Annotated in this window: 6 protein-coding genes and 2 pseudogenes; 3 read left to right on the top strand and 5 right to left on the bottom strand. The window is 65.4% G+C overall.

Annotated features, from left to right (window positions below; translation table 11 throughout):
- Positions 1-78: 78 nt before the first annotated feature.
- A pseudogene (locus tag ACWD35_RS44455) lies at positions 79-183 on the bottom strand (DDE-type integrase/transposase/recombinase); the annotation flags it as partial.
- A gap of 590 nt (positions 184-773) precedes the next feature.
- Here ACWD35_RS44455 and ltrA point away from each other — a divergent pair.
- Entirely contained in the window at positions 774-2027 is a 1254-nt protein-coding gene (ltrA, locus tag ACWD35_RS44450; RefSeq protein ID WP_451357018.1) for a group II intron reverse transcriptase/maturase, read from the top strand.
- Here the strand turns inward: ltrA and ACWD35_RS44445 are convergent.
- The 3 genes from ACWD35_RS44445 to murJ form a co-directional block, all read right to left on the bottom strand.
- A complete protein-coding gene (locus ACWD35_RS44445; RefSeq protein ID WP_451357017.1) occupies positions 1969-2517 on the bottom strand; it encodes an IS3 family transposase in 549 nt (182 codons plus the stop codon). The genes ltrA and ACWD35_RS44445 overlap by 59 nt on opposite strands.
- Positions 2514-2828 (bottom strand): transposase, encoded by a 315-nt coding sequence (locus tag ACWD35_RS44440; protein WP_451357016.1) that lies wholly within the window; start codon positions 2826-2828, stop codon positions 2514-2516. The genes ACWD35_RS44445 and ACWD35_RS44440 overlap by 4 nt, the downstream gene beginning before the upstream one ends.
- A 325-nt stretch (positions 2829-3153) precedes the next feature.
- The gene (murJ, locus tag ACWD35_RS44435) at positions 3154-4833 is read right to left on the bottom strand and encodes a murein biosynthesis integral membrane protein MurJ (RefSeq protein ID WP_451357015.1); all 1680 of its coding nucleotides are present in this window, start codon (positions 4831-4833) and stop codon (positions 3154-3156) included.
- Positions 4834-4960: 127 nt separating this feature from the next.
- Between murJ and ACWD35_RS44430 the strand changes: the two genes are divergently transcribed.
- Positions 4961-5185, top strand: a complete 225-nt coding sequence (locus ACWD35_RS44430) for a lamin tail domain-containing protein (protein ID WP_451357014.1) — start codon at positions 4961-4963, stop codon at positions 5183-5185.
- A 320-nt stretch (positions 5186-5505) separates the two neighbouring features.
- A pseudogene (locus tag ACWD35_RS44425) lies at positions 5506-5874 on the top strand (nuclear transport factor 2 family protein).
- A gap of 480 nt (positions 5875-6354) precedes the next feature.
- On the opposite strand, the gene ACWD35_RS44420 reads toward ACWD35_RS44425, so the two are convergent.
- On the bottom strand, positions 6355-7038 hold the full coding sequence (locus ACWD35_RS44420; RefSeq protein ID WP_451357013.1) for a hypothetical protein: 684 nt from the start codon (positions 7036-7038) through the stop codon (positions 6355-6357).
- Between the last annotated feature and the right edge of the window lie 215 nt (positions 7039-7253).

The raw sequence follows: 7253 nt of genomic DNA, 5'->3' as shown, positions 1-7253 counted from the left end.
GGGCCCTCATTCGTGACCGACGGTGCTACGAAGTCACACCACCCGTCACTGACACGGCTTGACAACAGCATTGGGAAGCATGTGGTCGGCGATCGACCAGCCCAGCAAGCGCCGCGAGTGCACGTCGATGACCGTGGCCAGGTAGAGGAACCGCCCGCCCGCTATCGGCAGATAGGTGATATCGGTGTGCCACGAACGCAGGAGAAGAGGTTCAGGAATGTAGGTCGGCACCTCTTTGAATGCGGTGCTGCGTGAAAGATGAAGGTAGGCCCTTCGAAGCCGCCCTGCGGGGGGAGGCTTCAAACCGCCACATGCTGCGTTGGCTGAAGACCGTCGTGGTGAGCGATGTGGAAAAGGCGCCCATGAGGCGTCAGGTGGGGACCAGGAAGGCGAGCGCAAGCGAATCGCTGATGACGTGTCGAAAACGTATTTAGATGGCATCGAAACTGGGGGTGTAGATATGGCTCCAGGACAAGTCTGGCGGACACCCGTCTACTGGCCAGACGGTGCCCGGCATGGAGGCGACGCGAGCCTGGTCTGCTGCTTTCACGTGGAACGTGGGAAGGCGAGCCCCGATAGTCCTGCCTCATGGGCAGGGAGAGGGAGTGTCCTGAAGCGGCGGAAACCGCGAGGGATCGAGTACCGGTGCGGGACTCGCCGGCGGATCGGCTCGTAGTAGTGATGAAGTCTCTGTAATGGGGATGGAGCGAAGGGGCCGGGTCATCCGTGGCTGTGTTCGTTCGATCAACCGGGTATGTCCTGGGAGGAGTCGGGTGGGCGAGCTGAAGTCGCCAGGAAAGTCGTTTGAGATCTCGAAGTGGGAAGTATGGGAGGCATGGGAGAAGGTCAAGGCTAATAAGGGGGCGCCGGGCGTGGACGGTTGCTCGATCGAGGACTTCGAGAAGGATCTGAGGGGCAATCTCTTCAAGATCTGGAACCGGATGTCCTCGGGCAGCTACTTTCCGCCCCCGGTGCGAGCGGTGGAGATTCCGAAGCCGCATGGCGGTGGTACCAGAATTCTCGGCGTTCCTACGGTCGCGGACAGAATTGCACAGACCGTAGTGGCCGCCCGTCTGGAGCGCGAGGTGGAACCGAAGTTCCATCCGGACTCCTACGGGTATCGGCCCGGACGGTCGGCGCTGGACGCGGTGGAGAAGTGCCGAGAACGCTGCTGGAAGAAGGACTGGGTCGTCGACCTCGACATCCAGAAGTTCTTCGACAGCGTCCGCTGGGACCTCATCGTCAAGGCTGTGGAAGCACACACCGACGCCGTTTGGGTGAAGTTGTACGTCCGGCGATGGCTGGAGGCACCACTTCAGCTACCTGATGGCACCTTGCAGATGCGAGACCGGGGGACCCCACAAGGGTCATCGGTCTCGCCCGTGTTGGCGAATCTGTTCCTCCACTACGCGTTCGACATGTGGCTGATTCGGGAGTTCCCGAACGTTCCCTTCGAACGCTACGTGGATGACGCGGTCGTGCACTGCGTCAGCGAGCGCCAGGCCAGAAGACTGGTGGAGGCGATCGGGAACCGGATGGAAGAGGTCGGGCTGCGTCTGCATCCCGACAAGACCCGGATCGTCTACTGCAAGGACGCGAACCGGCGGGTCTCATATGAGCACGCGGCGTTCACGTTCCTGGGGTTCACGTTCCGCGCTCGCGCGGCGCGCAGCAAGCATGGGGTGACATTCCCGTGCTTTCTTCCTGCGATCAGCAAGGGGGCCCTGAAGAGGCTTAGTTCCGAATTGCGTGGGTGGCGGATTCACCGGCGCACGGGCCACACCTTCGTTCAACTCGCGCGGATAATCAACCCAATCGTGCGAGGGTGGATGCAGTACTACGGAGCGTTCTATCACTCCGCGCTGAAACCCCTCCTGCGGCGCATCAACGCCTACCTGGTGCGCTGGATCCGCAGAAAGTACAAACGGCTGGCCGGGTTCAAGAAAGCCAAGGACTGTTTCCAGGGGATCACACAGCGATACCCGGGAATGTTCGCGCATTGGCGCCTGTGCCGTAACTTCTGGTGATCAGGGTGACAAGAGCCGTGTAACGGGAGACTGTTACGCACGGTTCTGTGGGAGCCGGAGGGTGAGATTCCCTCCGGCTACCCGACCCCACGTACTTCTGGTTCGGCTCATCGGCGGTGAACACGCCTCCGACCAGGTCCGGGGCCTTCGCGGCGGTGAGGTCCGCGATCGTGGTGCGGTGCGTGCGGCGCAGCCGCAGCCCGGCGATCTTGGAGGCCTTCATCAGCCGGGCAACCTTCTTGTGGTTGACCGCCTCACCGCTGTCGCGGAGCTCGGCGGTGATCCTGAGGACGCCATAGGTGCCGTCCGAGGCAGCGTGGACAGTGCGTATCCGCGCGGTCATCTCCGCGTCCCTGGCCTGCCGGGCGGCGCGGTCGGGGGCGGTGCCCAGCCAGTAGTAGAAGGTGGACCGGGCGATGCCCAGGGCCTGGCACAACCGCTTGACGCCGTAGCGGCGCTGGTGGTCGGCAACGAACTGGCAGCGGTTCACCAGCGCTTCTCCCCTGTGAAATACCGGGCTGCCTTGCGCAGGATGTCGCGCTCTTCCTCCAGCTCGCGGATCCTCTTGCGCGCGGCGGCGAGCTCGGCCTGAAGCGGGTCCGGAGCGGCTGCGGACTCGACCGTCCCGGACGCGGAGTGCGAGCCGGGACGCCGTCCGTCCGCTGCCCGGACCCCGTTGCGCAACGTCTCGGTGTTCACCCCCAGGTCCTCGGCGACCGACTTGATCGTCGCCCCCGGCCGCGACCGGTACAGCGCGACCGCGTCCGCCTTGAACTGCGGCGGGTAGTGCTTCATCGCCATCTGTGCAGGACTCCTGTCCACCCGGACCATCAAGATCCAAGTGTCTCTGGTGTCCAACATCCAAGGTCAGGGCCCGAGCGGCGATTGCCTTGGAATGACAGGCCGTCAGTCGGAGTTGTGCCTACATCCGATGGACCGGGGTGGGTGTGGTCAGCGGAGGCCGTGGGAAGTTGATGACGGGCTGTGGGAGCGGATCGCTCCGCTGCTGCCGGTGCTCAGACAGTGGCCAGCGCGGCGCCGTCATGGCCACGTGGGGATCACATACCGAAGGGCCAGGGTGCTTCTTCCTGGCCCCTCGGTATCCCTCATGCCATGAGGAGCCGGGTCAGCCCAGCCCTGGCAGCCTGCGCAGTTCCCCGATTCGCAGAAGTCGTGCAAAGAGGAGGAAGAGCAGCGCCATCGCGATGCCGCCTGCGGTCAGCGAGATGGCCGGCGTCCAGGAGGCCGATGCCAGGCCGTGGCTACAGGAGCGGGCGATGAGCCAGCCGGCGGCCCCGGCGCCGGTGGCGGCCGCGGTCAACTTGGCGTAGGTGCGACAGATTCGTCGGCCGTCGAGAAGTCCCTCGGTGCGGCGCCTGAGCCGCAGAGCCGTGAGCAGCAGGCCGATAGCGTAGGACAGGGCATAGGCGGCGGCCATCCCGGTGACCGCCCACCGGGGGGACAGCAGCAGATGGCAGGCCGTGGCCAGAGCAATGTTGATGCCGCCGATCCACAGCGCCATGCGGAACGGCGTGCGGGTGTCTTCGAAGGCGTAGAAGCCGCGCAGCAGGAGGTACTGGGCGGAGAACGGGATCAGTCCCAGGCCGAAGGCTTGCAGCATGTGGCCCAAAGGGACGGTTGCTGCGGCATCGGCGGCTCCGTGAGCGAACAGCAGCTGCGCGATCTGCGGACCGAAGGCGACGAAGAAGAACGCTGCCGGGACGATGATGACGCCGCTGACCCGGAGCGCGCGGGACAGGTCGGCGCGCAGATCGTCGAGGCGCTGCTCGGTTGCTGCGCGGCTCATGCGTGGGAGCAGCGCGGTGACGAGAGAGACGGTGACGATCGACTGGGGGAGCATCCAGATCTGCTGGGCGTAGCTGTAGGCGGTGTAGCCGACCCCGTCGTTGGGCAGGGCGGCGTCCGCGGCGGAGGCCAGGCGGGTGACCACGGTGCTCGCCACGAGATTGGCCAGTACGAACAGCAGGGTCCAGCGTGCTGCGTTCACGCTCTTGCGCAGGCCGGCGCCCCGCCAGTCGAAGCGGATTCGCAGTCGGAAGCCGGCCGCCTGGGCGTAAGGAATCAGGGCGAGTGCCTGAAGAGCCAGGGCGAGGGTGGTTCCGATTCCGAGCAGCCTGACCTGGGCATCGGTGATGTCCGAGACCTTCTCCGGGGCTGTCATCATGCCGAGGTACAGGCCGAACATCGTGATCAGCACGATGTTGTTCAAGATCGGGGTCCACATCATCGCCCCGAACCGGTTCCTGGCGTTGAGGACCTGCCCGAAGATGCTGAACACGCCGTAGAAGAAAATCTGCGGGAGCAGGAAGCGGGCAAAGACTACGGTCAGCTCGAACGCGTCATGCGTAGCGGGCGTGTCGTGCTGGTAAACGCTGATGATCTCGGGAGCAGCCCAGGTGGCCAGCGCACTGCCGACACCCAGGACACACAGCACGAGGGTGACCAGGCGCTGTTCGAACGCAGCCCCGCCATCGGGATCTTCTGCCCGGGCTCGGACCAGCTGCGGCACCAGGACGGAGTTCAGCGCGCCGCCGATCAACAGGAAGTACAAGCTGGTCGGCACCGTGTTGGCCTGGTTGTAGGTGGTAGCCAGCAGCCCAGTGCCCAATGCCGCGGCCTGCAGCACCTGCCGGATCAGTCCGGTGGCCCGCGAGACCACCGTTCCTGCGGCCATCAGCGCGGACGACCTCAGCACACCACCGGCCCTTGCCCGCTTGGGGGCGGCATGCTTCCTGCGCCTCACGCTTGAACGCTCTAACTTCTCGGGCGACGTCTCCTCGATCATGGGCACAATCTACGGTTCAAAGCCCCACTGGCTCGCAGAGGCCTTGGACTTCGGGGCCTGCCGTGCTCGCTCACAGGTTGCTTGAACAGGGTGCCAGTCCACCTCGGGTGTCAAGGGAAGGGGTGGCATGCCACCTCTGGGACGAGGACGGCCACACCTACCCTTCCACCACGTCCGGCTCGCCAGCCGGGGCACCGTCCGGGTCCACACCGGTTTGGGCTGGGACTCCCGCTCGGACGCGTACCAGGACCGGCGCAACTATGAGTGGAACAACCACGGCGACACCGCGACCCTGCGCAATGACCGCGGTCGTGTCGTCGACACGTTCTCCTGGGGCCACCACCGTCACTGACCCCACCTCCGCGTCATCGGCCACCCTGCGACCAAGCGGGCCGGTACCGCCTCGTGCAGCGGCCAGACGAGAGCGGCAGCGCGCCCCCAAAAAATCTCGGCACGAGAGTGGGCTCTTCCGCTTCCTACGCTGCCCAGTGCAGTCCGAGGTCGGTGAGCCGCTTCCGCGAGTCAGCACCCCATTACCTGGGCGGTAGTCGCGTGGCCGGGCGGGGCGGGGCAAGGTGGAGGCATCGGGTTTCGGGCCGGCGCACTCCGGCTTCGGGACCGGCGTCAACTGAGCTGACTGTCAAGCCACTTCACCAAATTGGGAGTCCCGCCATGTCGATCTACACCGCCGCCGTCGCCCGCTACTTTGAGGCATGGAACGCCATCGACGCCGAGGCGCTTGCCAAGGCCGTTGCCGTGGCGTGGACCGAGGACGGCACCTACACCGACCCGCTGGCCGACGTGCGCGGCCACGAGCAGGTCGCCGTGGTGATCCGGGCGGCGCAGGAGCAGTTCCCCGGGTTCGAGTTCAGGCTGGCCGGTGACGTGGACGGCAACCATCACATCGTCCGCTTCAGCTGAGAGTTGGTGTCCACCGTCGACGGCTCGGCGCCGGCCGCCGGCTCGGACGTGGTGACCCTTGCCGAGGATGGCCGGATCACCTCCGTCCTCGGCTTCCTTGACCGGCTCCCAGAAGCATGAGTTTTCGCCCGGGAGGCGATAGGCGAGAACCTGCAGGGCGGCGAGCCGGGCCCCGTGTACGGCCTCGGACCGGCTGTCCGCGCCGAGGAGCTGGGCGGCCTGAAGCTGGGTGTCGGTGATGTCGAGGCAGACGACCTGGCACGGCGCACAGATCCCTTGGTCGATCGCCTCCGACAGCGTCAGCGTGCAGCAGCGCGCCCCGAACGGTCCGTGCGTATCGTCTTCCATCGAAGCCACCAGCTCACCCGGCGCGCCCTGCCCGGACTCTTCGTCCAGGCGCCACAGCCGCCATCGCCTACCGCCAGCAGCCGGAGCAGCCCACCGACGCCGTCGGCCCTGCCGACCAGCGGCAGCACTACACGCCCTGGCCAGACCCGGGCAGGGGATCGCGACCACTGAGGGCGGCCCAGGCGAGGTGCCCGTCCAGCTCGAAGGGAACAGACCTGTGATCAGAGGCTCCCACCGCCAGAAGGGCAGTGGTCATTTCGTGCTGGTCCGGCCGTCCTTGTACACGGTGAAGTACTCGGTATGACCCAGGTCGAGTTTGAACACCATGCCGTATCGATTGCGGATGGCAGCGACTGTCCCGGCCTCCGGATCCCGCAGACATCGGGTGACGGGTGGGTCGTTGGCGGGGCACTTGTCCGGTTCTGTGATCACGAGGTAGGGGCGATGCTGGTCGCGTACGGGGTCCCAGGACAGGGTGTGGGAGGCGCTTGACAGCTGGGGTACTTCTGCCTCCTGTCCTCTGTGCTGCCGGTAGTAGCGGATGATCTGCCCGTCAGCGCTGTGGTTGAAGGGGATGACGGATCCGGTCCGTTCGCCGGCGGTGAGGATGCCGTCGAGGACGGAGAGGAAGTGTTTCCGATCGGCACCGTAGTAGGCGGTCACCGACAGAGAGCATTTGATCTTGTACAGGTCGTCGCCGTTGGAATCGATCCATTGCCTCGCCGTCCCGCCGAAGCATTCATTGCGCACGACGACCAGGCCGAGGGTGAGCGGGGTCCGCTCGTCGTATGCCCGCACGACGTCCCTGAGGCGTTTCTCCGCTGTCTGCCGAGCCTTGACGGCCTCGCTGCTGCCGGCGAGCTTGCGGACGGTCTTCGGGCTTGTGGCTCGGTCCTGGGATGAGCAGGCGGAGACGGCCAGTACCAGGACGGCCAAGAACGAACCCCAGATCGTCTTGGTTCGTGGATGATGCCGCACCACTGATGCTCCTTCCGCCATGTCTGGTCGATACCACTGTTCACTGATTGGACTGGGGCGTGCATGAGTATCCGTACTCTGAGGTTCCCCCGCTGTGAGGGAGGGGCTGACTAGCTGGTCAGGGCGGGTTGACGTGGTTTCAGGTTCACTTGTTCGGTCGCTTCCTGGTTGGC

This window comes from Streptomyces sp. NPDC002671, assembly GCF_053592475.1.
Note: the sequence above shows the minus strand (reverse complement) of the source record. Positions and strands in the feature narration are given on the sequence as shown.